We start from the raw sequence: 25,589 nt of genomic DNA on the forward strand, positions 1-25,589 counted from the left end.
CCTCCCCGCCCCCCCCCCACTCCCCCTCCCCCCCCCCCCCCTCCCCCCCCCCCCCCCCCCCCCCCCCCCCCCCCCCCCCCCCGCCGGGGGTTATTCGTTGGGGTAGACGAGGCCGATCTGGCGGCGGATCTCGTCCATGGTCCGCATGATCGAGAGCGTTTCGCTCAGCGGCAGCAGCGGCGACTCGGTGGCGCCGGCCGTCAGCAGCTCCGCGAAGTGCGCCGCCTGGTGCACCAGGCCCTCGTGGCCGGTGATGGTGGTGGGTGGCACGGACTCGCGGGTGGTGCCGGCGAGGTCGGTGAAGCGCACGGCCTGCGGCTGGTAGAACGGGCCGCCGAGCTCGATCCGCCCGGCGGTGCCGGAGATGCTGGCCGTGGTCGGTGACGCCGCCGTCTGGGTCGTGGAGATGATGCCGTGCGCGCTGCCGGTGCGCAGCACCGCGGAGACCTGGGCGTCGACGCCGGTCGTCGTCATGGTGCCGGTCGCCTGGATCGCGTCCGGCGCGCCGAGGACGAACGACGTGAACGAGATCGGGTAGATGCCGAGGTCCAGCAGGGCGCCGCCGGCCAGTGCCGGGTTGAGCAGCCGGTGGGTGGGCTCGATGTCGAAGTGCTGGCCGTGGTCGCTGATCACCGTCTGGACGGCACCGAGCGTGCCGTCGGCGATGAGCTGCCGCACGACGTCGTAGTGCGGCAGGAAGCGGCTCCACATGGCTTCCATCAGCAGCAGGCCCGAGCCGCGGGCGAGCTCGATGAGCTGGGCCGCCTGTGCGGCGTTCTGGGTGAAGGCCTTCTCGACGAGGACCGGCTTGCCGGCCTCCAGCGCCAGGCGGGTCTGCGCGAAGTGGTGGCTGTGCGGTGACGCCACGTAGACGGCGTCGATGCCGTCGTCGGCGACGAGCGCCTCGTAGGAGCCGTACGCGCGGGCGGCGCCGTGCTGCGCGGCGAACGCCTCGGCCCGCTCGACGGAGCTCGAGCCGACCGCGGTCACCGTGGACTTCGAGTGCCGGTGCAGCGCGCCGGCGAACTGGCCCGCGATCCAGCCGGGCGCGATGATGCCCCACCTGATCGGCGGTGCCGCCATGGGGTCGATGGTCCGGGCGCTGGGCAGTGAGGTGCTCACGTTCGTCCTTCGGTTCGGCTGTACAGAGTGCTCACCGCGAAGCTACACCGCCCCCGGGTGGCGTCGCCCGGTGTCCGCCATGCCTGCCCACCTGCCCGCTCTCCCCGGCCGGCGCCGCGATCATCAACCATCGTCTCCCATGAATATTTGATCGCCGCTTGACTGAAGGTCATGGATGTGTCTACCGTCACAGGAACCAATTAACAAAGTTTCCTAACTGTTAGGTGAGGTGAACGTGAAACGATCCCTTCGCCAGGTCCTCCTGGTCGGGGCCGTCGTCGCCGCCGTGGCCGGAGCGACCGCTGTCGTGCCACTGGTCCAGGCCAACGCCGCCGCTGCCTGTGCCCCGGCATGGAGCGCCTCGGCCGTCTACGTCAAGGACAATGTCGCCTCCTACCAGGGCCACAACTACACCGCCAAGTGGTGGACCACCAACGAGGTGCCGACCGCCAGCGGCCAGTGGGGCGTCTGGGCCGACAACGGCGTCTGCGGTGGCGGCACCAACCCCACCACCCCGCCGGTGACGAGCAACCCGCCCACGTCGCAGCCGCCGACCTCGCAGCCGCCGACCCAGCCGGGCGGCAAGGCCCTCGTCGGCTACTTCGCCGAGTGGGGCATCTACGGCCGCAACTACCACGTCAAGAACATCGTCACCAGCGGCTCCGCGTCGAAGCTGACGCACATCCTGTACGCGTTCGGCAACACCACCGGCGGCCAGTGCTCCATCGGTGACAGCTACGCCGACTACGACAAGGCGTACACCGCGGCCGACTCGGTCGACGGCGTCGCCGACACGTGGGACGCCGGCGCGCTGCGCGGCAACTTCAACCAGCTGCGCAAGCTCAAGCGGCTCTACCCGAACATCAAGGTGATCTGGTCGTTCGGCGGCTGGACCTGGTCCGGCGGCTTCACGCAGGCGGCGGCGAACCCGACGGGCTTCGCGAACTCCTGCTACAACCTGGTCAAGGACTCCCGCTGGGCCGACGTCTTCGACGGCATCGACATCGACTGGGAGTACCCGAACGCCTGTGGCCTCAGCTGCGACTCCAGCGGCCCGGCCAGCTACAACAACGTCATCTCGGCGCTGCGCAACAAGTTCGGCCAGAGCTTCCTGATCACGTCCGCGATCTCGGCCGACGGCTCCAACGGTGGCAAGCTCGACGCCGCCGACTACGCCTCCGGCATCTCCAAGCTCAACCTCGTGTTCCCGATGACCTACGACTACTTCGGCGCGTTCTCCCCGCAGGGCCCGACGGCCCCGCACTCGCCGCTCAACTCCTACACGGGCATCCCGCAGCAGGGCTTCTGGTCCGACGCGGCGATCCAGAAGTTGAAGAGCAAGGGCGTTCCCGCCAGCAAGATGCTGCTCGGCATCGGCTTCTACGGCCGCGGCTGGACCGGCGTCACGCAGACCGCGCCCGGCGGCACCGCCACCGGTGCGGCCCCCGGCACGTACGAGGCGGGCATCGAGGACTACAAGGTCCTCAAGAACAGCTGCCCGCCCACCGGCACCGTCGGCGGCACGTCGTACTCCAAGTGCGGCAGCAACTGGTGGAGCTACGACACCCCGTCCACCATCGCCGGCAAGATGACCTACGCCAAGAACCAGGGTCTCGGCGGAGCCTTCTTCTGGGAGTTCTCCGGCGACACCAGCAACGGCGAGCTCATCACCGCCATGCGCAACGGCCTCGGCTGATCATCGGCTGACCGGACCGCCGCAGTCCTTCGGGGCTGCGGCGGTTCTGCGTCTCAGCCGCCGGTCGGTTTCTCCAGGCGGCGGATCTCGATCCACAGCTCCCGCAGCCGCTCGACGTCCCGGTCGCTGCGCCCGAACACCTCGAGCATGTTGTCGATGTGATGCCACTTCGGCGACCGCTCCCCGACCCCGTTGAGCAGCCGGCCCACGGTGGCCTTGGAGACCCCGACCTGGTCCGCGATCACACTGTACGAGGGTTCCCCGGCCGCCCGGTGCGCCTCCATCAGCCGCTCGGTCAGCTGCCCGCGCAACGCACGCAGCCGCTCGGCTTCCGACCCCGGCACATCCCCCATCGACCCCGTCGCGATGACATTCGTCACCATTCAAGCATGCCTATGTACTGCGTCACAGTAAAGGCCACCGGGACCACGACTTGCCGCCGACAGCGCGGAGTCGACCCACGCCGATGATCGTCGACAACAGCCGGCCAACACGGCACTCACGCACCGTCGACTGGTCGGATGACGAGTTGAAGTTCGTCGAATGCGCTGCGCTGCATGTCGACTTGGCAAGCATGCCTTTGGGGGCTGCTCGGCAGCGCAGTCGCCGAAGCGCTCAACCTGTCGGCCTCAATGCGCCCGGTCGACCATCGTAGACGCTGGCGTTGGCCATGGGGACGATCCGCCGATCGGCCGATAGTCATCTTTGCCGTCACACTGCGGCTCTTTGTGGGCAGTGGATTGACCGCTGCACTCGGCGCTTCCAGCCAGCTGCCGACTCCTATCGTCGCCTTCCTCGCCGGATTCGCTGCTCCGCTGATGGTGGCCAGACTTTTCGCAACCATTCCGGTCGCCGCCGCGGCCGCTCCGGATGCAGGTGCGGTGCCGGCCGTCGAGCATTCCCTTCCCCCGCCGGTGCAGCCGCCGTCCACCAGCGGACAGTCCTGTTCCGAGCCACCCGCTGTCGAGTCGATTGCTGAGGTGCATGATGCTGCGAGCTGACTCGCGCCTCGGCCGGTTCGTACGCGCGATGGCGGCAGCCCCTGCGGAGCCGGCACGGCGGGACGGCGCGTCCTATGGACTCATCGCCGCGCTGGCGGCTGAACCACCGCCCGCGAGCAGCCGACAGGCAGACGACGGCGAGGCGGCACATGACGCGCCAGGCAGACGCCAAAGGCCGCCGGCCGGCGTATTTGGAGTGACCCGTGACCCGGTCTCGCGTGCCGATCCAGAGCAGTCTGCGCGCTCGGCAACCGCGAGGGCAACGCTGACCGACCCTGAATACCTGGCGGTGTTCACAGCGAGTTCGTTGTCGTGGTTCGGCGCCAGCGCGGCCAGGGCGGCGGTGATCGCACTGGTATACCTGCGCACCGAGTCTCCGATCGCGTCAGCGGCGGCGTTCGCGATCAGCTACCTGCCATGGCTCGGCATCGGCACGGTCCTGACGGCGGTCGCAGCGCGGCAACCCCATCAAAGGACCATGGTGCTGTCGGACCTGATCCGGACGGTCATCATGACCGCCCTCGCCATCTTCGTCAGCATGCCCGTCAGCACGCTGATGCTGCTGCTGTTCGTCATTGCCTTGCTCAGTCCGCCCGTCGACGCCGCCCGCTCCGGCCTGCTACCGCACATCGCGCAGGGCGAGCGGTACACGACCGCCTTGACACTGCAGCGCACCGCCGGCCAGTTCGCCCTCATCGCCGGCTATGCCGTGGGAGCCGCACTGACGATCGTCGACGCCAGGTATGCATTGGTGCTCAACGCCGGCTGCTTCGCCGTCTCGGCCATACTTGTCGCCTGGCGAGTCAAGGAACGCACGCCGACGCCGACTGCACTCCAGCGCTCCAACCCGATACGCGAGACCGTCGAAGGCTTCGCGGTGGTGTTCCATTCGCCGGTCATGCGCTCGATCGCACTCGTCGTATTCCCTGGCGTCTGCTTCGGCGTCGTCTCAGAAGGTCTCGCTGCTGCCTGGTCCGCCGATCTCGCCGGGAAGCTCGACGCGGTCTATCTCGGCGCGATCATGGTCTCGGCCGCGATCGGGTTTGTCGGCGGCAGCGCGGCGATGACCCGGCTGGTCGAACCCCGCCGCCGAGTCGCCCTGATCCGGCCGTTCGCCCTCCTTACGCCGCTGGCGCTCGTCCCCGCACTGTTCGACCTCAACATTTACGGCGTCGCAGCAATGACGCTGATCTCCGGCGCCACCCTGTCGGGAATCCTGCCTGCCACGAACGGGCTCTTCGTTCAGGTGTTGCCTGCCGAGTACCGGGCACGTGCTTTCGGGACGATGCAAGCTGGCGTACATCTCGTCCAGGGCGGTTCCATCATCTTCGTCGGCTGGCTTGCTGACCATTTTCGGCTGTCAGACGTGGTGGGATACTTCGCCATCGCCGGGGTGGCCGCCATGGCGCTGATCGTCGCCTGGTGGCCGCAGCCGACGGTAATTGCCAGTGCGATCGCCGCGAACAGCTTGCGCGCCGCCCGGGAACAGCACATCAGCTCGCCCACCGAAGCCGCCGGGGAAACGAACAGCCCTGATCTGGGACCGCGGCGGACGCATGGACAGGTCAGGTCGACGTCGTGGTGGTACCGCAACGAGGTGCCGTTCGATCTTCGTTCCGCCGCAACACAGTCGCACGATCAGGTACCACGCGAGTTCGCTTCGGCGCATGCCGCGCCGAGCGATGACGGAGGCCGATGGTGACCCGGGACGCCGGCAGGTTCCACCGCGTGATCCTTTCCTTGCCCGGTTGGCGATCTGGTCCTTCGGCTGCGGGATGACCGCGACAAGCCCACGAGCCCGCAGCGCCGCCCGGTTCGCCCTGGACGAGTACGCCTTGTCGGCGGTCACCGAGTCCGGGCGCTTCCGCGGCCGGCCCACTCCACCAGGCCGCGCCACCGAGATCTGCTCCAGCAACGCAATCAACTGTTTGTTGTCGGCAGCCTGACCGGGCGTGATCCGCGTGGCGAGTGACCGCCCGCGCCCGTCGGTCATAGTGTGGACCTTCGTGGTCAGTCCCCGCGGGAACGACCCAGGCCCTGCCGCGCCTGCGAATCAGCCGGATCGAGCCCCCTTTGCGAGCCCCAGCGGCGTGTTGATGAGCACGGACAAAGGTCGAGTCGGCCTGGGCGTCCCAGTCGATGTCGCCCTCCGCTTCGCCCAGAGCGATGACCTGCTGCTTGAGGCGGGCCCAGGTGCCGTCCTCGGCCCACCGCCGGAACCGCAGATGCGCCGTGCGCCACGGCCCGTACCGCTCCGGCATGTCCCGCCACGGCGAGCCCGTCCGTTTCACCCAGCAGATCCCGTTGATCACCTACCGGTGATCACGCCACCTGCCGCCACGTCCGCCCTGCTCAGGCAGCAAGGCCTCTAGAATCACCCACTCACGATCAGTCAGATCGAAACGCGCCACACCGGTACAACGACCCAACCCCAAGATCCGCTAGTCACGGCCTAGGCGGAGGCGTGGACGAGGAGTTCCTCGACATGGCGGAGCATGTCGCCGGCGGCGGGGGCCCAGGCGGTGTCGGTGTGGCAGGCGATCGTCATCAGCGCCGCCGCGGGGCGGTGCTGGACGGACAGGATGTAGCGGGAGCCGCCCGGGCGGTCCGGTTGCCCGGTGACGCGGTCCTGCACGGCGGGGTCGGTGAAGGGGATCGCCTCGGCGCCGAGGGAGCGGCTGTTCGCGGCGCTGCCGACGATGGACGCGTCGATGTAGTTGAAGCGGGCGACCGCCGCGCCGGTGCCGGCCAGCGGGCCCAGGAGCTCGGTGCTGACCGCGGCGGCGGTGGCCGGGTCGAGGTTGGCGAAGCGGTGGCCGTGCAGCTGGTTCGTGGCCGTGACCGCCAGGCGGGGTTCGAGGGCGCCGGTGCCGGGCACGAGGACGGGGACGGGCATGACGGCCTTGCGGACCGACGCCTGGGTGCCCGCCGACAGCCGGTTCGCGGCCAGGACCCGGACGCCGACGCAGGGTGCGTCCTCGACCCGGGCGATCGCCGTGCCGAAGGCGGTCAGGTAGACCGCTGAGACCGGCACGCCGTTGCGGTCGGCGACGGCCTGCGCGGCCCGGGCGGCGTGCGCCGAGGCGAGCCACCGGGACTGCAGCACCGGCTCGGCGGGCGCGGGTCCGCTGTCGGGGTGCCAGCCGGCCAGGCCGTCGCGCAGCGCGCCGAGCTGGCGCCGCCAGTACGCCTCGGCGCGCCCGGCGTGGGCCCGGCCCGGTCCGGACGCCTCCCACTCGGCCGTCTCCAGGGGCTGCTCCGGCGCCGGCTGTCCGTCGAACGCGCCGCGGCCGCTGATCCGGCTGCGCACGGCGTGCAAGAAGTCGGTGCGCAGCACCCGCACGCCCCAGCCGTCGATCGCGGCGTGGTCGACGACGATGCCGACCTGGCGCACGGCTCCGGCGTCGACCGCGAGCACGAACAGTGCCGGCTGCTGCTCCCCGAGCCGGAACGCCGTGGCCGCGGCCGCGGCGATCGCCCGGTCCGCCTCGGCGCCGGCCGGCGCGACCCGCACGACTTCACCCAGCCGCTCCTGTGCCGGGAGGACCTGCTGCTCGCGCTGGCCGGGGGCGGTCACGGGCATGAGTGTCCGCAGGCCTTCGTGCCGGTCGAGCAGGTCGCCGATCGCCGCCAGCACGGCACCCACCGGTGCGCCGGAGCCCTGGACCACGGTCGTGAAGTTGGCGGCGGAGGACCGTTCCGAGTCCGCGTCGACGCCGACGTCCATGAACCACTCACGTTGCGCGCAGGTAAGCGGGCCACGTCGAGTCGAGTTCATTCCCGTTCCTGTCCAGTTTCTAAAGTCGAGTTCGTGAAATATTGCAGGAGATCCATGGGTCATGCAACCCTGTTGCCGTGGTTTTGCAAGCGGCCCCGACAACGGTTCCCCGCCTCCTCGCCGACCGGTCCACATCGGAGCCGGACCGCGAGGCGCTGGTCGTTGACGGCGTCGGCGCGCTGACGTTCGGCGCCTGGCAGCGGCGGGCGGCCGGCCTCGCCGAGCGGCTGCGGCAGGACGTCGCGCCGGGCGACCGGGTCGGCCTGCGGTTCGGTGCCGCGGACTGGCTCGACTACGCCGTCGCGTATGTGGCGGTGCAACGCCTGGGCGCGGCCGCCGTGCCGATCGCCGGCGACGCGGCGCCCGCCGAGGTCGCGCACATGCTCGCCGACTGCGGCGCCGCCGGGCTGGTGCACGCGGGCGGCCCGCCCGGCTGGTCCGCCGGCTGGACCCATGCGATCGGCCCCGGCGACGCCTACGACGATGAGGGCGGCGACGACCTCTCCACCCCGCACGGGCTCGCGCAGATCCTGTACACGTCCGGCACGACGGCACGGCCCAAGGGCGTCGCCGCGAGCCACGCCAACGTCACGTACGGATCGGGCGCCCGGCACCGGCCGTTCCGGCACTCGCGCCACCTGCTGCACGCGTTCGCGATCGGCACGAACGCGGGCCAGGTCATGCTGATGAACGCGCTGCTCGCCCACCCCGCCGTGGTCACGCTGCCGCGGTTCACGCCGCTGCGGTTCGCGCGCGCCATCGCCCGCTGGTCCGCCGGCACGGTGTTTGTCGTGCCCGCCATGGCCATGGAGCTGCTCACCGTGGCCGACGGTCACGATCTCAGCAGCGTGCGGCTGCTCGGGTCGGCCGCCGCGCCGCTGCCGGGGCCGGTCGCCGCCCGCCTCGTGGCCGCGTTCCCGAACGCGACGATCGTCAACTACTACACCTCGACCGAGGCCGCCCCGGCGCAGACGGCGATGACGTACGACCCGGAGCGCCCGGACAGCGTCGGCCGGCCGATCGCCGGCGGTGGCGTCCGGGTCACCCGCGAAGACGGGCGGCCCTGCGCGCCCGGCGAGACCGGCGCCGTCTGGATGCGTTCGCCCGCCCCGGCCCGCGCGTACTTCGGTGACGTGGCGACCAGCGCCGCCGCGTTCCAGGACGGCTGGGTCCGGATGGGCGACGTCGGTCGCCTGGACGCCGACGGCTTCCTGTACCTCGTCGAGCGGGACAGCGACGTGGTCAAGACCGGCGCGCACCGGGTGTCGACGCTCGCGATCGAGGCGGCCATCCACGAGCATCCGGCGGTCGCCGACGCCGCCGTCGTCGCGCTCCCCCACGACGTGCTCGGCGTCGAGCTGGCCGCCGTGATCGTGGTCGGCGACACGGCACTGACCGCGCAGGCGCTGCGGGCGTTCCTCGCCGGCCGCCTCGCGCCGCACGAGGTCCCTTCCCTCGTCCACGTCGTGGACAAGCTTCCGCGCAACCGCGGCGGCAAGGTCGACAAACGATCCCTGCAGAGGAGCCTGTCATGATCCAGGCATCCGCGGTCCAGCACGGCATGTGGGTCGCCGGGTCCGGCGCCGCCCCCACCGCCTACCACATGCCGCTGGTCGTCACGTTCGCCCACGACCCGGACGCGGGGCTGCTGGCCAAGGCGTGCGCGGCGGTGGTCGAGCGGCACGCGCTGCTGTCCAGCGCGATCGCCGACCGCGACGGCATCGCCTACCTCACCCGGGCCGCCACGGTCCCCGTCCTGCGCGTCGCCGGGCCGGGCGAGCCGCTCGACGAGGAGGCCACGCGACCGTTCGACCTCGGCGAGGGGCCGCTGGTCCGGTTCACGCTGTCCGGCCGGACGCTGCTGATCACGGCCCACCACCTGGTCTTCGACGGGCAGTCCAAGGAGGTGCTGCTGCGCGACCTGGCCGCCTTCTACGCCGGTGAGATCCCCGTGCCGTTACCCCGCACCGCCGCGGACGAGCTCGCCGCCGAGGCGGCGCGGCTGGCCGTCGACCGGGCCGCGGCGGCCGAGTTCTGGTCCAGCCGGTGGGCCGAGCCGTTACCCGTCGTCGTCGTCGGCGACCACGTCCTCACCGGACGCGACCACGGCCCGGGGCAGGTCCACCCGTTCGCGCCGCCCGTGCCCGACCTGCCGGGGCTGACCCGCTTCGAGACGCTGCTGGCCGCGATCCACGCGACGCTCGGCGGGTACGGCAACCCCCGCGTCACGACCGGCGTCGATCTGTCCACCCGGGAACCCGGATCGCCCGTCGCCATCGGCTCCTACGCGACCGAGCTGCCCGCCGACTCCCGGCCCGACCCGGACGCCACCTTCGCGGAGTTCGCCGCCGGACTGCGCGCCGCGCTCCGCGACATGTACCCCCACCGGTCGGTGCCCCTCGCGCGGGCCGTACGCCGGCTGCGGCCGCACGCCGCTCTCGCGCCCGTCTCCGTCAGCTACCGCCGCATCGGCCCCGCACCCGTGTTCGACGGCGCCCCGGCCGGCGTCGACTGGCTCGCCTTCGCCGGAAGCGTCCGCGGCGACCTGCAACTGCAGGCGGTCGACGACGGCACGACGGTCACCGCGAACCTGCGCTCCTCGGCCGACGCCGCACCGGTCGCCGCACGGTTCGCCGAGGACCTGTGCGGGGTGCTCACCCGGATCGCCGCCGCCCCGCAGACGAGACTCCGCGACCTGTCCGCCCCGGCCGCGGCCGCACCGGCCGTCACCGCCGGGACGCCGGCCGCCGCGACGGTCCCGGCGCACGGCGGCGAGCTCGTCGAACCGGTCCTGGCCATCTGGCGCGACGTGCTCGGCGACCAGGGCATCGGCCCCGACGACGACCTGTTCGACCTCGGCGGCGACTCCCTGACCGCGACGCAGATCATCGCGCGGATGCGCAAGACGCTCGGCATCGACGTCGACATCGACACGTTCTTCGACCACCCGACGGTCAACGGAGTCGTGAATGCTGTCAGCGCCAACTGAAGCGGCGACCGAAGCGCCCACCGAAGCACCCACCGAAGCGACCGCCGACCTGGCGGCGATGCTGCTCATCCGGCACTTCGAGACGGCGCTGCTCGACCTGTTCGCGCGCGGCGAGCTGTCCGGGACCACACACACCTGCCTCGGCCAGGAATACGTGCCCGTCGCCGTCAGCGGCCTGCTCGGACCCGACGACCACGTGCTGAGCAACCACCGCGGTCACGGCCACTACCTCGCCCGGTTCGACGACCCCGAAGGGCTCCTCGCCGAGATCATGGGCCGGGAGGGCGCCGTGTGCCACGGCGTCGGCGGCAGCCAGCACATCCACCGGCACGGCTACCTGTCCACCGGCGTGCAGGGCGAGAGCCTGCCGGTCGCGGCCGGTCTCGCGCTGCACCTGCGCCGGCACCGGCCGGGCGCGCTCGCCTGCGCGTACATCGGCGACGGCACCTGGGGCGAGGGCGCGGTCTACGAGGCGCTCAACATCGCCGCGCTGTGGCGCCTGCCGCTGCTGGTCGTGGTCGAGCACAACGGCATCGCCCAGTCCACGCCCACCGAACACGCCATGGCCGGCACCATCGCCGGCCGCGCCGCCGCGTTCGGCCTGGCACACACCCTCATCACCGCGACCGGCCCGGGCACGATCCGGGCCGGGCTCGCGCCGCTCGTCGCCGCGGTCCGCGACGGCGCGCCGCTGATCGCCGAGTTCCGCGCGCCGAGGCTCGGCCCGCACAGCAAGGGCGACGACACCCGGCCCGCCGAGCAGGTCGCGGCACTGGCCGACTGGTACCCGGCAGCGGCCGCCACCGCACCGGACCTCGACCGCGCGCAACGGGACCGCGTCGCCCGCGTCGTCGCCGACGTGTCCGCCCGCCCACCGGCCGAGTGGACCGAGCGGTGAGAGTCGCGGAGAACATCAACGCCGCGCTGCACACCGTCCTGGCGAACGACGACCGGGCGTACCTCGTCGGCGAGGATCTCCTCGACCCGTACGGCGGCGCGTTCAAGGTCGCCCGCGGGCTCTCCACCCGCTTCCCGGAACAGGTGCTGTCCACCCCGATCAGCGAGTCGGCCATCACCGGCATCGCGGCCGGCCTCGCGCTGGCCGGCGACACCGCGATCGTCGAGTACATGTTCGCCGACTTCCTCGCCCTCGGCTTCGACCCGCTGGTGAACTTCGCCGCCAAGTCCGTCACCATGTACGGCGACCGGCTGCCGATGCGGATGATCGTGCGCTGCCCCAGCGGCGGCGGCCGCGGCTACGGGCCGACGCACAGCCAGAACCTGGCCAAGCACCTCATCGGCGTGCCCGGCCTCGCGGTGTTCGAGATGTCGCCGTTCCGCGACGCGGCCGACGTGTTCGCCGAGATGCTGGCCCTCGCGCAGCCGTGCGTGTTCGTCGAGGACAAGATCCTCTACACCCGCCGCATGCATCCCGTGACCGACCCGTTCACCGTCGAGGTGCGTGACGGCGTCGCCTACGCCGGGACCGGGGAACGGCCTGAGCTGGTCCTCGTCGCTCCCGGCGGGATGGCCGAGCGGGCCATGGCCGCGCTGCGCACGCTGCTGATCGAGGACGAGATCGCCGGCCTGCTGGTGGTGCCGTCCCGCCTGTACCCGGTCGACCTCGACCTGCCGCCCGTCGCGCACGTGGTGGTCGCCGAGGACGGCACCGCCGGCGGCACGTGGGGCGCCGAGGTCGCACACCACGTGCACGCCCGGCACTTCGCGGACCTGGCCGCGCCCGTCACGCTCGTCCACGCGGCCGACACCGTCATCCCCAGCGCGCCGCACCTGGAGCGGCGCGTGCTCGTGAGCGCCGAGACCATCTACGACGCGCTGGTGAGGACCGTCCGTGACTGAGATCGCGGTACCGAAGCTCAACACCAACGACGACAGCTACCTGCTGCTCGCCTGGCTCGCCCCCGACGGCGAGGCGGTGACGGCCGGCGCCCCCGTCGCCGAGGTCGAGACGTCGAAGGCGGTCGAGGAGCTGACCGCCGCGGCGAGCGGCGTGCTGCGCCACCGCGCCGCGCCCGGCGCCGACATCGCGCCCGGGCAGGTCATCGCGCTCCTCGACGACCCCGCCGCCGACCAGGCGCCGGTCCCGCAGCCCGCCCGCGCCGGCGGCCCGACGATCACCGCGCCGGCCCGCGCCCGCATGGCCGAGCTCGGCATCGCGGAGGCCCGCGTCGCGGCGCTCGGCCGCCCGATCATCCGCCGCGCCGACATCGACGCCCTGGCCGGCGCCCCGCCGTCCTGCACGACCGACCGGCCCGGCACCACCGACCGGCCCGGCGCGCCGCTGTCCGGCACTACTGACCGGCCCGGCGCGCCGCGGAACGGCACCACCGACCGGTCCGGCAGCCTGTCGCGCAACCAGCGGGCGGTCGCCCGGACGGTCGCGCGGTCCAGCGCCACCATCCCGGCCGCCTACACCGTGATGACGATCGACGTCGGCGCCGCGCTCGGCGAGGCGCCGCGGCTGACCCGCGCGGTACGCCGGCCGGTCGGCCTCGCCGAACTGTTCGTCGCCGCGATCGGGTCGGCGCACGCCGACCTGCCGGTGTGCTTCGCCCGGCTGGACGACGACGGCACCACCCTGCACCCGGCGGACGCCGCGCACGTCGGCGTCACCGTCGACCTCGGCGAGGGCCTCTTCGTCCCGGTCGTCCGCGACGCGGGCACCGCTCCGCTCGCCGACATCGCCCGCGCGCTGACCAGGTTCCGGGTGGCAGCGGCCGGCGGCACGTTCCGCCCGGCCGAGCTCGACGGCGCGAACATCACGCTGACGCTGCACCTGGACGCCCGCATCAGCCTCGCCGTCCCGATCGTGTACCCGGGCCAGACGTGCGCCGTGGCCGTCACCGCCCCGCGCCCTGAGCTGTACCTCGACGACGACGGCCGGCCGGCGACCCGGACCGTGTCACAGGTCGGCCTGGCCTACGACCACCGCGTCGTCAACGGCCGCGAGGCGGCGCTGTTCCTGACCGCGCTGCACCGCGCGCTCAACGAGAACCTCACCCGGACCTTGCAGGACCCACCGCAGGAGGACCCGCGATGACCGCGCTGCTGGCCGCCCAGGAACGGCTGTGGTTCCTGCACCAGCTGGACCCGGCCGACGCGTCGTACCATCTGCCGCTGGTCATGCACGTGCGCGGTCACCTGGACCGGACGGCGGTGGAGCACGCGCTGGCGGCGCTGACCGACCGGCACGAGACGCTGCGCACCCGGATCGACGTGGTCGACGGCCGGCCCGTGCTGGTGCCGGCGGCCGGTGGCGTCCGGCTGGAGACCGCCGTCGCGGACGGCCTCGAGGACGCCCGCGAGCAGGTCGCCGCGTTCGTCACGCGCCCGTTCGACCTCGTCGCCGGCCCGATGGTCCGCTGGCTGCTCATCGACGCCGGGCCCGGCGAGCACGTGCTCGCGATCGCCGCCCACCACGTCGCCGCCGACGGCTGGTCGCTGCAGGTGCTGCGCCGCGACCTCGACGCCCTGTACCGGGCGTACACCACCGGCGTCCCGGCCGACCTGCCGGACCTGCCGGAGCCGCCGCCGGCGCCGGCCGCCGACGGGACCGACCTCGGGTACTGGACCGAACGGCTGGCCGGCGCCCCGGTGCTGGACCTGGCGACCGACCGGCCCCGGCCGCCGGTGCGCCGCGGCCACGGCAGCTCGGTCGTCTTCGACATCCCCGTCGACCTGCTGCGCCGTCTGGAGACCGTCGCCCGGTCCGAGCGCACCACCGTCTACACCGCGCTGGTCGCGGCGTTCTCGCTGCTGCTCGGCGGGATGAGCGGCCAGAACGACGTCTGCCTCGGCACGCCGGTCCTCGGCCGCGACGACCCGGACCTCAACGACCGCGTCGGCTGCTACGCCGAGACCCTCGTCCTGCGCACGGACCTGTCCGGCGACCCGACGTTCCGCGCGCTGCTGCGGACCGCCCGCCGGACCGTGCTCGGCGCGCTGAGCCACCCCGCCCCGTTCGAACGCGTGGTGTCGGCGACCGGCGCGCCCCGCGACCGCAGCCGCACCCCACTGTTCCAGGCCATGATCATGTACCTGCGGCAGGAGCAGGACCGGCCGCGCCTCGGCGACCTCGACGTCGAACTGCTGGACCACCCCTTCGACGTCGCCCGCACGGACGTGTCCCTCGACGTCATCCAGGGCCCCGCGACGGCGGTCGGCGTCCTCACCGCCGACCGCGACCTGTTCGACCCCGGCACCGCGCAGCGGCTGGTCCGCCGCCTGCTCGTCCTGCTCGACGACGCGGCCGAGCGGCCCGACACCGCGATCGGCGACCTGCGCCGGCTCGACGACGAGGAACGGCGCGAGGCGCTGACCCGGTGGAACGACACCGGCGCCGGGCAGCGCACGCCGCTGGTCGCCGAGCTGTTCCGGGCGCAGGCCCGGGCCACGCCGGACGCGGTCGCGGTCACCGGCGACGGCGTCGAGCTCACCTACCGCGACCTCGACGCCGCCGTCGACCGGCTGGCCGCCCGCCTGCACGGGCGTGGGCCGCTGATCGGCGTCGGGCTGTCCCGGTCCCCCGCCATGGTGGTCGCGCTGCTCGCGGTGTGGCGGGCCGGCGCCGCGTACCTGCCGCTCGACCCGGCGTACCCGGCCGACCGGCTCGCGTTCGTCGTCGCCGACGCGGGCGTCGGCACGGTCCTCACCGAGTCCGCGTTCGCCGGCCGGTTCGGTGCGGCCGCGCTGCTGATCGACGCCGACGACCCCGTCGGCGAGCCGGCGCCGGCCGTCGCCACCGGCCCGGACGACCCGGCCTACGTGCTGTACACCTCCGGATCCACCGGACGGCCCAAGGGCGTGGTCGTGCCGCACGGCGCGCTCGCCGCGTTCGTCGCCGCGATGGCCGGCGTCACCGGCCCGCAGGACGGCCGCGCGTGGCTCGCGCTCACCTCGCTGTCGTTCGACATCTCCGGGCTCGAGCTGTTCCTGCCGCTCAGCCGCGGCGGCCGGGTCGTCGTCGCCGGCGACGCGCAGACCGGCGACGGCGCGGCGCTGCGGCGCCTCATCGCCGCGCACGGCGTCACCGACGTGCAGGCCACCCCGTCCGGCTGGCGGATGCTCCTCGCGGCCGGCTTCGACCGCGACGTGCCCGCCGCGCTGGTCGGCGGCGAGGCGCTGCCCGCGGCGCTCGCCGCCGAGCTGCGCGGCAAGGTCGACCGGCTGACCAACGTGTACGGCCCGACCGAGACGACGATCTGGTCGACGTACTGGCCGGTGCCCGAGCACCCGTCGGCGATCTCGATCGGCGGCCCGATCCCCGGCACCCGCGTCTACGTCGTCGACCACCGGATGCGCCCCGTCCCCACCGGCGTCCCCGGCGAGCTCGTCATCGCCGGTGCCGGCGTCGCCCTGGGCTACCTGCGCCGCCCCAGGCTGACCGCCGACCGGTTCGTGCCCGACCCGTGGGGTCCGGCGGGCGCCCGCATGTACCGCACCGGCGACCGCGTCCGCCGCCGGGCCGACGGCACGCTGGAGTTCCTCGGCCGGCTCGACACCCAGGTCAAGGTCCGTGGCCACCGCATCGAGCTCGGCGAGGTCGAGACGGCGCTGGCCGGCTGCCCGGGGGTCGCCGCCGCCGTCGCCGCGGTCCGCGACGACGCGCTCGCCGCCTACGTCACCGCCCGCCCCGGCGCGGGCATCGACCCCGCCGCGATCCGCGACGCGATCCGCGACGCGGTCCGCGCCACGCTGCCCGCCTACGCCGTGCCGGCCACCGTCACGGTGCTCGACGCGCTGCCGCTCACCCCGAACGGCAAGGTCGACCGGGCCGCCCTGCCCGACCCGCGACCGCTCACCGCCGCCGTGCACGTGCCGCCGAGGACCGCCGCCGAGGCCCGCGTCGCCGCCGCGTTCGCCGAGGTGTTCGGCACCGCCGAGGTGGGCGCCCACGACGACTTCTTCGCGCTCGGCGGCCACTCGCTGCTGGGCGTCAAGGTCGCGGCGCGGCTGCCCGGCCTGACCGTCCGCGACCTGTTCGACCACCCGACGGTCGAGGCCCTCGCCGAGCGGATCCCGGCCGCCCCGGAGACCGGCGTCCAGGCGGTGCCAGCCGGCGCGCCGCCGCTGACCGACGCCCAGCGCCGGCTGTGGTTTCTGCAACGGCTGGACCCGCACGACGCGTCGTACAACATGTTCATCGTGCTCCGCCTGCGCGGCCGGCTGGACCGCGAGGCACTGCGGCGGGCCCTGGACGCCCTCGCCGGACGGCACCTCGCGCTGCGGTGCGCCTACCCGGAGGTCGAGGGCGACCCGGCCGTCACGGTCGGACCCGCCACCGTGCCGTTCGACGACCTCGACCTCGGGGCAGAGCCGGACGCCGAGGCGGCGGCCAAGACCGCCGTCGCCGCCCGGACGAACGCGCCGTTCGACCTGCGCGCGGGCGCCCCGGTGCGGGCCTCACTGCTCCGGCTCGGCCCGGACGACCACGTCTTCTGCCTGATCATGCACCACATCGCCGGGGACGGCTGGTCGCTCAACGTCCTGCGGGAGGACCTCGCCGCGCTGTACGCCGGCCGGTCGTTGCCGCCGCTGCCACCGGTACCGGCGGCGACCGGCGACCCGGCGGCGGACCTCGCGTACTGGCGGGACCAGCTCGCCGACCCGCCCGTGCTGGAGCTGCCGGCCGACCGGCCCCGCCCGGCCGAGCCCACGCACCGCGGCGCGTTCCACGGCACCCGCCTGCCGGCCGGCGTCACCGCCCGCCTCGAGGGCCTCGCCGGCCAGGCACGGACCAGCCTCTTCGCCGTGCTGATCGCGGCCTACCAGGCGTTCCTCGCCCGGCACACCGGCCAGTGCGACGTCCTGGTCGGCTCGACCCTGGCGGCCCGGGACCGGGTCGAGGTCGAGCGGGCCGTCGGCTACTTCGCCCGGACCGTCGTGCTGCGCAACCAGGTCGACCCGGCCGAGCCGTTCACCGGCCTGCTCGGCCGGGCCCGCGAGAGCGTGCTGGACGCGCTGACCCACGCCGAGGCGCCGTTCGAGCAGCTCGTCGCGCGGACCAGCCGGGACGCGTCGGCACCGCCGGTGTTCCAGACCATGTGCATCCTGCACACCCAGGACGAGGGCACCGCCGCCGACCGGTTCGCCGACCTGGACGCGTCGTTCTTCGACTCCGGCTACGGCCAGTCCAAGTTCGACCTGATGCTGGAGGCGTGGCGGACCCCCGACGGGCTGACGCTCGTCTTCGGCTACGACACCGACCTGCTCGACGCGGCGACGGTCGAGCGCTGGACGCGCCGGTTCGAGGTGCTGTGCGCGGCGATCGCCGCCGACCCGGCGACCCCGGTGGGCGCGCTGCCGCTGCTGACCGCCGACGACGAGGCCCTGGTCGACGCCCTCGCGGCGCCGGCGACCGGCCCGCCGGCGCCGCCGGTGAGCGGGCTGCCCCGCCTGCCGGCAGCGGACACGGTCGCGGTCCGCTGCGGCTCCGGGTCGCTGACGTACGGCGAGCTCAACCGCCGGGCCGACACCATGGCCGCCGCGCTGCGCGCGTCGTCCGCCGCGGACGCGCCGGTCGTCGCCGTCGCCGCGCACCGGGACATCGACACCGTCGTCGCGCTGCTGGCGATCTGGCGCGCCGGCGGCGCGTACCTGCCGGTCGACCCGGACCAGCCCGCCGGACGGATCGCTGCGCTCGTCGCCGGCGCCGGGGCGGTCCTGGCCGTCGGGGACGCGCCGTGGCCCGACGGCCTGCCCACGTTCCAGGCACCGGCGCCGGCCCCGGACGGCGGCGCCGTCGACCACGCGGCACCGGACGGCGCCGCGTACGTGCTGCACACCTCCGGGTCGACCGGCACACCGAAGGCCGTCGTCGTCGAGCACCGGGCGCTCGCCGCCCGCGTCGACTGGATGCGCCGCGACTACCGGCTCGGCCCGGGCGACACGGTCGTGCAGCTGGCGCCGCTCGCGTTCGACACCCACGCCGAGGAGATCTGGCCCGCCCTCGCCGCCGGGGCCACGCTGCGGCTGCTCCCGGACGGCCCGCTCACCCTGCCCGACGTCCTCGCCGGTACGGCCGGGTCCGACGTCACCGTGCTGGACCTGCCCACCGCGTACTGGCACGACCTGGTCGCCCAGATCGACGCGATCGCCTGGCCGCCCGGGCTGCGGCTGGTCATCCTCGGCGGCGAGGCGGTGCACGCGGCGGCCGTGGCCCGCTGGCGGGCCCGGTTCGGCGACACCGTCCGGCTGGTGAACACGTACGGGCCCACCGAGGCCACGATCATCGCGACGTCGACCGATCTCGGCCCGCACGACACCGACGGCCCACCGGCGATCGGCGTGCCGCTGCCCGGCGTGCGCGTCGCGGTGGTCGACGCCGGCCTGCGCCCGGTGCCGCCCGGCGCGTACGGCGAACTGCTGCTCGGCGGCGACGGCCTCGCCCGCGGCTACCTCGGCCGGGACGACCTCACCCGGGAACGGTTCGTCGCCTGGCGCGGCGGGCGCGTCTACCGCACCGGCGACCGCGTGCGGCTGCGGGCCGACGGCCGCCTCGGCTTCGCCGGCCGGCTCGACGACCAGCTGAAGGTCCGTGGCTTCCGGATCGAACCGGCCGAGGTGGAGAGCCACCTGCTCGCGTGCCCGGGGGTGACCGCGGCGGCGGTCGCGGCCCACGACGGCGCCCTGGTCGCATACGTGGCCGGCCCGGCGCCGCTCGACGAGGTCCGTGCCCGGCTCACCGCCCGGCTCCCCGGCCACCTGGTGCCCAACCGCTGGATCGCCGTCGACGCGATCCCCCGCACCCGCACCGGAAAGATCGACCGGCGGGCGCTTCCGGCGCCCACCGGCGACGGGACCGGCACCTCGACGCCGCCGCGCACCGACGCCGAGCAGCTGATCGCCGACATCTGGGCCGAGGTCCTCGGCCTCGCCGGACCCGGCGTGGACGACGACTTCTTCGCCCTCGGCGGGCACTCCCTGCTCGCCGTCCGCGTCGCCGCGCGGCTGCGCGCGATGACCGACCTCGACCTGCCCATCCGCCTGCTCTTCACGCACCGCCGGCTGGCCGACCTGGCCGCCGCGGTCGAGCAGCGGCTGCTCGACGACCTTGCCGAACTCAGCGACGACGAGGTCGCCGGCCTGCTGGAAGCGGAGGTTCGATGACCGTCGACGAGGCACGCCAGGCGCTGCTGGCCCAACGGCTGCGGCGGCGCACGGCGACCCGGACCGTCCCCACCCGGCCGGCCGGCACGGTGCCGCCGCTGTCGTACGCGCAGGAGCGGCTCTGGTTCATGGAGCAGTACGCGCCCGGCAACCGCGCCTACCTCGTGCCGGTGGCGCGGCGGATCCGGCGCCCGGTCGACGCCGACCGGCTGGCCGCGGCGCTGCACCGGGTCGTCGCCCGCCACGAGGCGCTACGCACCCGGTTCCCGGCCCGCGACGACGGCGTACCGACGCTCGTCATCGACGAGGACCCGGCCGTCGACCTGGCGGTCGTCGACGCCGCCGACGAGGCCGCCGCCCGGGCCGCGGTCGAGGCGCTGCACGCCCGCGGCTTCGACCTCGCCGCCGAGCAGCCGCTGCGCGCCGCGCTGGTCCGGGTCGACGGCGAGGCGATCCTCGCCATGACCGTGCACCACATCGCCATCGACGGCTGGTCCGTGCCGCTGCTGCTGACCGAGCTGATGACCGCGTACGACGGCGGCGACCTGCCCGCCCTGCCCGTCCAGTACGGCGACTACGCGGCCTGGCAGCGGGACCGGCCGGCACCGGACGTCGCCCACTGGACGCGGCGCCTGGGCGGCGTCGAACCCCTCGGGCTGCCGACCGACCGGCCGCGCCCGCCCGAGCTGACCTACGACGGCGCCAGCGTCGAGTTCGAGCTCGACGCCGGCCTCGCCGCCGGGATCCGGGCCCTGGCCGACAACCACGGCGCCTCGCTGTACATGACGATGCTCGCCGCGTACGCGTACCTGCTCGGCCGGCACGCGCACCAGACCCACCTCACGGTCGGCTCGCCGGTCGCCGGCCGGGGCGTCCCCGAGCTCGAGAACGTCATCGGCTGCTTCGTCAACACCCTCGTCATGCCCGTCGACCTGAGCGGCGACCCGACGTTCACCGAGCTGCTGCTGCGGGTACGGGAGACCGCGCTCACCGCGTACGCCGACGCGGACACGCCGTTCGAACGGGTTGTCGCCGACCTCAACCTCCCGCGTGACGTGTCCCGGTCGCCGCTGTTCCAGGCGCTGCTCGCGGTGCAGAACTACGGCTCGGGCGGCGGCGACGGCCTGGACGGATACGAGATCAGGTCGTGGGCGACCCGGTTCGACCTCGAGCTGTACGTCAGCGACACCGCCGGCGGCGGGCTGTGGGGCCAGTTCATCTACAGCACCGCACTGTTCGACGCGGACACCGTGCGGCGGCTGGTCGGCCACCTGACCGCGCTGCTGCGCGGCGTCGTCGCCGACCCGCTGTCGCCGGTGGCCGCGCTCGACCTGCGCGACGACGAGGAACGCGCGGCGCAGGCCGCCTGGAACGCGACGGCCGCCCCGTTCGACGCCGGCGCGACCCTGCCCGGCCTGTTCGCCGCGCAGGTCGCCGCCACGCCGGACGCGCCGGCCGTGACGTTCGAGGGCGCCACGTGGAGCTACGCCGAGCTGGACCGCTACTGCGACCGGGTGGCCGCCGCGCTCCGGTCGGCGGGCGCGGGACCGGGGACCCGGATCGGCGTGTGCGCGCCAAGGTCGGCGCAGCTGCCGGGCGCGCTGCTCGGCGTGCTGCGCACCGGCGCCGCGTACGTGCCGCTCGACCCCGAGTACCCGGTCGAGCGGCTGGCGTTCATGGCCGCCGACGCGGACCTGCGCGCGGTGCTGGTGCTCGACCCGCCGGCCGGGCTCGACGACGCGTTCGCGACCTGCCCGGTGATCCGGCTCGACGCGCTGCCCGCCGCCGGACCGCGGGAGACCACCGCCACCGGCACGGCGACCGCCGGCGACACCGCCTACGTCATCTACACCTCCGGCTCGACCGGACGGCCCAAGGGCGTGCCCAACGGCCACCGCGGCGTGGTCAACCGGCTCACCTGGATGCAGGAACGCTTCCGGCTCACCGCCGGCGACGTGGTGCTGCAGAAGACCCCGGCCGGTTTCGACGTGTCGGTCTGGGAGTTCTTCTGGCCGCTGATCACCGGCGCGCGTCTGGTACTGGCGAAGCCGGGCGGTCACCGGGACGCGGCGTACCTGCGGGCGCTGATGGACCGCGAGGGCGTCACCATGGTCCATTTCGTGCCGTCGATGCTCGCCGCCTTCCTCGCCGACGAGGCGGCGTTCGGCGGCGCGGCGCTGCGGGCCGTCGTCTGCTCCGGGGAGGAGCTCCCGGCCGACCTCGCCCGCCGCTGCCTGGCCGCGCTGCCCGCCGCCGAGCTGCACAACCTGTACGGCCCGACCGAGGCCGCCGTCGACGTCAGCGCCTGGGCCGTCACCGCCGGGGCGCTCGGCGACGCGCACCGGGTGCCGATCGGCGCCCCGGTCGCCAACACCACGCTGCACGTGCTCGACGACCGCTTCCGGCCGCAGCCCACCGGCGTGCCCGGCGAGCTGCACATCGGCGGGGTCCAGGTCGCGGAGGGCTATCTGGGCCGCCCGGGGCTGACCGCCGGACGCTTCGTCCCCGACCCGTACGGCGCACCCGGTGCCCGGCTGTACCGCACCGGCGACCTGGCCCGCTGGCGGCCCGACGGCACGCTGGAGTTCCTCGGCCGCATCGACGGCCAGGTCAAGCTGCGCGGCCTGCGCATCGAGCTCGGCGAGATCGAGGCGGTGCTGCGCGAGCAGGCCGGGGTCCGCGACGCGGCCGTCGTCGTCCGCGAGGACCGCCCCGGCGACCAGCGGCTCGTCGCGTACGTGGTCGGCGCCGCACCGGACCGGGCCGCGCTGAAGCGGCTGCTGCCCGACTACATGATCCCGGCCGCGTTCGTCGAGCTGGACGTGCTGCCGCTGTCGGCGAACGGCAAGCTCGACCGGCGCGCGCTGCCGGCCCCGGTCCGCGCGGCGAGCGGCACCGGTCCGGGCTCCGCGCCGGTCACCGCGACTGAGCGGCTCGTCGCCGGCGTCTGGTCGGCCGTGCTCGACGTCGCATCGGTTGGCGCCGAGGACGACTTCTTCGACCTCGGCGGCCACTCGCTGCTGGCGACGCAGGTGGTGGCCCGGCTCCGCAAGGCCGGCGCGTCGGTCGGCGTCGTCGACCTCTTCCAGAACCCGACGGTCCGGGAGCTCGCCGCCCTCGTCGACCGGCCGGACGACGGTCCGCGGGCGCTGATCCGCCGGCTCACGCCGAACCGCCCGCAGGCCGGCATCTCGCTCGTGTGCGTGCCGTTCGGCGGCGGCAGCGCCGTGGTGTACCAGCCCCTCGCCGACGCGCTGCCGGAACGGTACGCGCTGTACTCCGTCGCCATCCCCGGCCACGACGTCGGCGTCATCGAGGACCGGCTCGACTTCGACGCGCTCATCGACCGCTGCGTCGCCGAGATCCTCGAGACGGTCACCGGACCGATCAGCCTGTACGGCCACTGCGCGGTCGGGTCGGCGCTCGCCATCGCCCTCGCGCGGCGCCTCGAGGCGGCCGGCCGCGACGTGCACACCGTCTACATCGGCGCGATGTTCCCGTTCGCCGAGCCGCGCGGCCGCCTGGCCCGGACGCTGTCGAAGATCGCCCGGATGGAGGGCCTGCGCGGTGACCGGGTCTACCACAACTGGCTGACGTCGATCGGCGCCGACCTCGGCGACCTCGACCCGGCGGAGGCCCGCCACATCGTGCGCAACCTGCGCCGCGACTCCGTCGACGCCGAGCGGTACTACACCGAGATGTACGAGACCGGCGCCGAGCGGCTGCGGGCCCGCTTCGTCACCGTCGTCGGCACCCGCGACCCCGCCACCGAGTTCTACGAGGAACGCTTCCGCGAGTGGCACTTCCTGTCCGACCACAGCGCCGTCGTGGTCCTGCGGGAGGCCGGCCACTTCTTCCTCAAGTACCGCTCCGCCGAGATCGCCGACATCATCGACACGCCCATGTTCGAGCCGGAGGCGCCGGCCGACGAGCCGGACCGCACCTGGTTCCGGCACGCCGTGTCGCACGGCCGTGAGGTCAGGACCGGCCCACAGCCGAGCCTCGGCCGGTTCGCGGCCGTCTCCGTCGGCCAGCTGGCGTCGATGTTCGGGTCCGCGCTCACCGAGTTCGCCATCCCGGTCTGGATCTACCTGACCACCGGGTCGGTCGCGCAGTTCGCGCTGTTCGCGGTGCTCGGCCTCGTCCCCGGCCTGATCACGCTGCCGATCGCCGGGGCGCTCGTCGACCGGTACGACCGGCGCCGCATCGTGCTCGCCGGCGACCTGGCCGCGGGCGGGGTCCAGGCGGTGCTCGCCGCGCTGCTCTGGGCCGGGCACCTGAGCGTCACCGCGCTCTACCCGGCCACGGTCGCCCTGTCGGTCGCGTTGGCGTTCCAACGCATCGCCTACACCTCGGCGATCCCCCAGCTGGTGCCGAAGCGGCTGCTCGGCCACGCCGCCGGCATCGGCCAGCTCGGCGCGGGCCTGGCCCAGCTGATCGCCCCGCTGCTGGGCGCCGGGCTGCTCGCCACGATCGGGCTGCGCGGCATCCTCACCCTCGACGTGGTGACCTACCTCGTCGCGGTCGTTGTCGTCCTGGCGGTGCGGTTCCCCGCCACCATGCCGTGGCGGCGCCACGAGACGCTGCGCGCGGAGATCGCCGGCGGTTTCCGGTACGTCTGGGGCAACCGAAACTTCCGGCGCATGCTGCTGTGGTTCGCCGTGCTGAACGTGCCGCTGTCCGCGCTCTTCCTGATGATCTCGCCGCTGGTCCTGTCGTTCGCCACGCTGCGGCAGGTCGGCCAGGTGTCGTTCGTGTCAGCGCTCGGCGTGTTCGCCGGCGGCGTCGTGATGGCCGCCTGGGGCGGGCCGCGGCACCGGCGGATGTTCGGTGTCCTCGTCGCGACGCTCGGCCTGGCCGCGTCCGCGTTCGTCACCGGCCTGCGGCAGGACCTCGTCCTGATCGGCGCCGGCGCGCTCGGCATGGCCCTGGCCCTGACCCTGCTCAACGGCGTGTACACCACCATCATCCAGGTCAAGGTGCCGCAGCGGCTGCACGGGCGGGTGTTCTCGCTGAACACGCTGATCGCGTGGTCGACGATGCCGATCGGCTTCGGGATCGTCGCACCGTTCGGCGCCGAACTGTTCCGCCCCCTGCTGCGCGACGGCGGCCCCCTCGCCGGCAGCGCCGGCCAGGTCTTCGGCACCGGCCCGGAACGCGGGCTCGGTCTCATGTTCGCCGTGTTCGCGGTCGCCATCGCCGTCATCGCCGCGGTCGGGCTGCGGGTGCTGCGCCGCTTCGACGACGACGTGCCCGACGGCCTCGCCGACGACCTGGTCGGCCTGGCCGTGCTGGACACCCGCGCCGCCGACATCCGGCACGCCCTGGACGCGGCGGCACACGCCGCCGACCGCCGCACCGACTGAGGAGGACCCCGTGGACCACCACGTCGTGATCAACGCCGACGAGCAGTACTCGGTCTGGGCCGTCGCCGACGGCCTGCCGGCCGGCTGGGTCGCCGAAGGCCACCGCGGCACCCGCGACGAGTGCCTCGAGCACATCGAGCGGGTCTGGACCGATCAGACGCCGGCCCGCACCCGGATCCGCGCCTGGCTGGCCGGCGCCGTCTCCCAGGCGACCGACGACCGGCTCACCCCGGACGACGTCGCCACGGCCGGCTGCTCGCTCGTCGCCATGGGCGTGTCGTCCCTCGCCATCGTCCGTCTCGTCGACGCCATCGACGTGGAGTACGACGTGGCCGTCGACTTCTCCGCGCACGCCCTGGAGGACCTGGACAGCCTGACCGACTTCATCGCCGCCGAACGGCTCCGCCGCCGCTGACGCCTTACCGAAGTCTTACATTCAAACATTGACGCACCTGCATAGAGGGCTTCTATCGTAAGGAACCTTTTCTACTCGGGTGCGGAGGTGGAC

14 protein-coding genes and 2 pseudogenes are annotated in these 25,589 nt (G+C 73.8%); 11 read left to right on the forward strand and 5 right to left on the reverse strand.

Features of this window, described 5'->3' with window-relative positions; genetic code table 11:
• Positions 1 to 90: 90 nt before the first annotated feature.
• Positions 91 to 1,122 carry a Gfo/Idh/MocA family protein gene (locus ACZ6TV_RS30445; protein ID WP_465300724.1) on the reverse strand — a complete coding sequence of 344 codons (1,032 nt, stop codon included), beginning with the start codon at positions 1,120 to 1,122 and terminating at the stop codon, positions 91 to 93.
• A gap of 235 nt (positions 1,123 to 1,357) precedes the next feature.
• On the opposite strand from ACZ6TV_RS30445, the gene ACZ6TV_RS30450 reads away from it, so the two are divergent.
• A complete protein-coding gene (locus tag ACZ6TV_RS30450) occupies positions 1,358 to 2,818 on the forward strand; it encodes a glycosyl hydrolase family 18 protein (RefSeq protein WP_465300725.1) in 1,461 nt (486 codons plus the stop codon).
• Between the two features lie 53 nt (positions 2,819 to 2,871).
• Here the strand turns inward: ACZ6TV_RS30450 and ACZ6TV_RS30455 are convergent, their stop codons facing one another.
• Complete coding sequence (locus ACZ6TV_RS30455) at positions 2,872 to 3,198, reverse strand: helix-turn-helix domain-containing protein (RefSeq protein WP_465300726.1); 327 nt, start codon at positions 3,196 to 3,198, stop codon at positions 2,872 to 2,874.
• 177 nt (positions 3,199 to 3,375) lie between these two features.
• Between ACZ6TV_RS30455 and ACZ6TV_RS30460 the strand changes: the two genes are divergently transcribed.
• Both ACZ6TV_RS30460 and ACZ6TV_RS30465 read left to right on the forward strand, forming a co-directional pair.
• The gene (locus tag ACZ6TV_RS30460; protein ID WP_465300727.1) at positions 3,376 to 3,819 is read left to right on the forward strand and encodes a hypothetical protein; all 444 of its coding nucleotides are present in this window, start codon (positions 3,376 to 3,378) and stop codon (positions 3,817 to 3,819) included.
• 196 nt (positions 3,820 to 4,015) lie between these two features.
• Positions 4,016 to 5,521 carry an MFS transporter gene (locus ACZ6TV_RS30465; RefSeq protein WP_465300728.1) on the forward strand — a complete coding sequence of 502 codons (1,506 nt, stop codon included), beginning with the start codon at positions 4,016 to 4,018 and terminating at the stop codon, positions 5,519 to 5,521.
• Positions 5,522 to 5,542: 21 nt separating this feature from the next.
• Here ACZ6TV_RS30465 and ACZ6TV_RS30470 read toward each other — a convergent pair.
• From ACZ6TV_RS30470 to ACZ6TV_RS30480, 3 genes and pseudogenes are all read right to left on the reverse strand, one after another.
• Positions 5,543 to 5,833 (reverse strand): annotated as a pseudogene (locus ACZ6TV_RS30470) (transposase); the annotation flags it as partial.
• Positions 5,834 to 6,011: 178 nt separating this feature from the next.
• A pseudogene (locus ACZ6TV_RS30475) lies at positions 6,012 to 6,131 on the reverse strand (transposase); the annotation flags it as partial.
• A 140-nt stretch (positions 6,132 to 6,271) separates the two neighbouring features.
• Positions 6,272 to 7,732: a condensation domain-containing protein gene (locus ACZ6TV_RS30480; RefSeq protein ID WP_465300729.1), complete on the reverse strand. Its 1,461-nt coding sequence runs from the start codon at positions 7,730 to 7,732 to the stop codon at positions 6,272 to 6,274.
• Here ACZ6TV_RS30480 and ACZ6TV_RS30485 point away from each other — a divergent pair.
• From ACZ6TV_RS30485 to ACZ6TV_RS30520, 8 genes are read left to right on the forward strand one after another with little or no spacing between them, the layout of a single operon-like run.
• A complete protein-coding gene (locus ACZ6TV_RS30485) occupies positions 7,675 to 9,132 on the forward strand; it encodes a class I adenylate-forming enzyme family protein (RefSeq protein WP_465300730.1) in 1,458 nt (485 codons plus the stop codon). The genes ACZ6TV_RS30480 and ACZ6TV_RS30485 overlap by 58 nt on opposite strands.
• Positions 9,129 to 10,586: a condensation domain-containing protein gene (locus tag ACZ6TV_RS30490; RefSeq protein WP_465300731.1), complete on the forward strand. Its 1,458-nt coding sequence runs from the start codon at positions 9,129 to 9,131 to the stop codon at positions 10,584 to 10,586. The genes ACZ6TV_RS30485 and ACZ6TV_RS30490 overlap by 4 nt, the downstream gene beginning before the upstream one ends.
• Positions 10,567 to 11,484 (forward strand): thiamine pyrophosphate-dependent dehydrogenase E1 component subunit alpha, encoded by a 918-nt coding sequence (locus ACZ6TV_RS30495; protein WP_465300732.1) that lies wholly within the window; start codon positions 10,567 to 10,569, stop codon positions 11,482 to 11,484. Before ACZ6TV_RS30490 ends, ACZ6TV_RS30495 begins: the two co-directional genes overlap by 20 nt.
• Positions 11,481 to 12,446, forward strand: coding sequence for an alpha-ketoacid dehydrogenase subunit beta (locus ACZ6TV_RS30500; protein ID WP_465300733.1), 966 nt, complete (start codon positions 11,481 to 11,483; stop codon positions 12,444 to 12,446). The genes ACZ6TV_RS30495 and ACZ6TV_RS30500 overlap by 4 nt, the downstream gene beginning before the upstream one ends.
• Positions 12,439 to 13,647 carry a 2-oxo acid dehydrogenase subunit E2 gene (locus ACZ6TV_RS30505; RefSeq protein ID WP_465300734.1) on the forward strand — a complete coding sequence of 403 codons (1,209 nt, stop codon included), beginning with the start codon at positions 12,439 to 12,441 and terminating at the stop codon, positions 13,645 to 13,647. Before ACZ6TV_RS30500 ends, ACZ6TV_RS30505 begins: the two co-directional genes overlap by 8 nt.
• A complete protein-coding gene (locus ACZ6TV_RS30510; protein WP_465300735.1) occupies positions 13,644 to 19,715 on the forward strand; it encodes an amino acid adenylation domain-containing protein in 6,072 nt (2,023 codons plus the stop codon). Before ACZ6TV_RS30505 ends, ACZ6TV_RS30510 begins: the two co-directional genes overlap by 4 nt.
• Positions 19,712 to 25,081, forward strand: a complete 5,370-nt coding sequence (locus tag ACZ6TV_RS30515) for a non-ribosomal peptide synthetase/MFS transporter (RefSeq protein WP_465300736.1) — start codon at positions 19,712 to 19,714, stop codon at positions 25,079 to 25,081. Before ACZ6TV_RS30510 ends, ACZ6TV_RS30515 begins: the two co-directional genes overlap by 4 nt.
• A gap of 10 nt (positions 25,082 to 25,091) precedes the next feature.
• A complete protein-coding gene (locus ACZ6TV_RS30520; protein ID WP_465300737.1) occupies positions 25,092 to 25,496 on the forward strand; it encodes an MbtH family NRPS accessory protein in 405 nt (134 codons plus the stop codon).
• Positions 25,497 to 25,589: the final 93 nt, after the last annotated feature.

This window comes from Dactylosporangium sp. NPDC051087 (assembly GCF_055586325.1).